Origin of the sequence: Hydrogenophaga sp. (assembly GCF_051007235.1) — a bacterium.
Lineage (GTDB): Bacteria > Pseudomonadota > Gammaproteobacteria > Burkholderiales > Burkholderiaceae_C > Hydrogenophaga.
Genome location: NZ_JBPCSJ010000575.1, coordinates 1 through 2,076 on the forward strand (window position 1 = coordinate 1; position 2,076 = coordinate 2,076).

1 protein-coding gene is annotated in these 2,076 nt (G+C 68.1%); it reads left to right on the forward strand.

Translation table 11 applies throughout. The features are described from left to right. Nucleotides 1–2,076: phosphoribosylformylglycinamidine synthase (purL, locus tag ACR2JA_RS20520; protein WP_434010911.1), on the forward strand; the 2,076-nt coding region annotated here is incomplete at both ends.

The following is a 2,076-nucleotide window of genomic DNA, read 5'->3' on the forward strand; positions in this document are numbered from 1 at the left end:
GGCCTGTCCAACGCCTTCCCCGAGCTGAGCAACGACGCCGGCCGTGGCGCCCGCTTCGACCTGCGCGCCGTGCCGCTGGAGGAGTCCGGCCTGGCACCGAAGGAGATCTGGTCCAACGAGAGCCAGGAGCGCTATGTGATGGCGATCGCGCCCGAGTCGCTCGAGCAGTTCAAGTCCTTCTGCGAGCGCGAGCGCTGCCCGTTCGCGGTGATCGGCGTCGCGACCGAAGAGCGCCAGCTGGTGCTGGCCGACGAAGGTGCCGAGAGCCCGGTCGACATGCCGATGGACGTGCTGATGGGCAAGCCGCCCAAGATGCACCTCGACGTCAAGACCGTTACGCGCGCATTCCAGCCGATGAACCTGACGGGCGTGTCGCTGGAGAAGGCCGTCATCGATGTGCTGAGCCACCCGACTGTCGCCTCCAAGCGCTTTCTGGTCACCATCGGCGACCGCACCGTGGGTGGCCTGAGCCACCGCGACCAGATGGTCGGCCCCTGGCAGGTGCCGGTGGCCGACTGCGCCGTGACCCTGGCCGACTACGCCGGGTTTGCCGGTGAAGCCATGTCCATGGGCGAGCGCACGCCGCTGGCGGCGATCAACGCCGCTGCTTCGGGCCGCATGGCGGTGGCCGAAGCCATCACCAACCTCCTGGCCGCGCCCATCGAGTTGCCCCGCGTCAAGCTGTCCGCCAACTGGATGGCGGCCTGTGGCGAGCCCGGTGAAGACGCCGACCTGTACGCGACCGTGAAGGCCATCGGCATGGAACTGTGCCCGGCGCTGGACGTGTCGGTGCCGGTGGGCAAGGACAGCCTGTCCATGCGCACGCAGTGGACGGCCGATGGCGAGAAGAAAAAGGTCACCTCGCCGGTGAGCCTGATCGTCACCGCATTCGCGACGCTGGCCGACGTGCGCGGCACGCTCACGCCGCAGCTCAACCGCGACATCGACGACACCACGCTGGTGCTGGTCGACCTGGGCAAGGGCCGCAACCGCCTGGGCGGCAGCGTGCTGGGCCTGACGCTGGGTCAACCCGGCGATGAAGTGCCCGACCTGGACAGCCCGCAGGACCTGATCAACCTGGTCAACGCCGTCAACGCGCTGCGTGCCCAGGGCCAGATCCTGGCCTACCACGACCGTTCCGACGGAGGCCTGCTGGCCGCGGCGGCCGAAATGGCCTTTGCCGGCCAGGTCGGCGTGTCGCTGAACGTGGACATGCTGGTCACCGAAGGCGATGGCATCACCGACAGCCGCATGGACACCGGTGACGCCAAGAACTGGGCGATCCAGGTCAGCGCCCGCCGCGAAGAGCTCACCCTCAAGGCCCTGTTCAGCGAAGAGCTGGGCGTGTTGCTGCAGGTGAAGACCGAAGACCGCAACGCCGTGATGCAGACCCTGCGCGAGCACGGCCTATCCAAGCACAGCCACTTCGTCGGCAAGACCCGGCCGGCATCCTCGTCCATCGATGTGGGCAAGGGCCAGCTGCAGGTCTGGCGCGACACCAGGGCGGTGTTCAGCGCCAGCCTGTTCGACCTGCAGCAGGTCTGGGACAGCGTGAGCTGGAAGATCAACCAGCAGCGCGACAACCCGGCCTGCGCGGACAGCGAGCACGCCGCCGCTGGTGTGCCGTCCGATCCGGGCATGCACGTCAGCCTGACGTTCGACCCGCTGGACAACGTGGCCGCGCCGTTCCTGAACCTGAGCCGCCCGAAGGTCGCGATCCTGCGCGAGCAGGGCGTGAACTCGCACGTGGAAATGGCGTATGCCTTCACCCAGGCCGGTTTCGAGGCCTACGACGTGCACATGACCGACCTGCAGTCGGGCCGCGCGAAGCTGGCCGACTTCAAGGGCGTGGTCGCCTGCGGCGGTTTCAGCTACGGCGACACGCTGGGGGCCGGCATCGGCTGGGCGCGTAGCATCACCTTCAACCCGGTGCTGTCCGAGCAGTTCCAGGGCTTCTTTGGCCGCGCCGACACCTTCGGCCTGGGCGTGTGCAACGGCTGCCAGATGTTCGCCGAGCTGGCCGACATCATCCCCGGCGCCGAAGCCTGGCCGCGTTTCACCACCAACCAGAGCGAG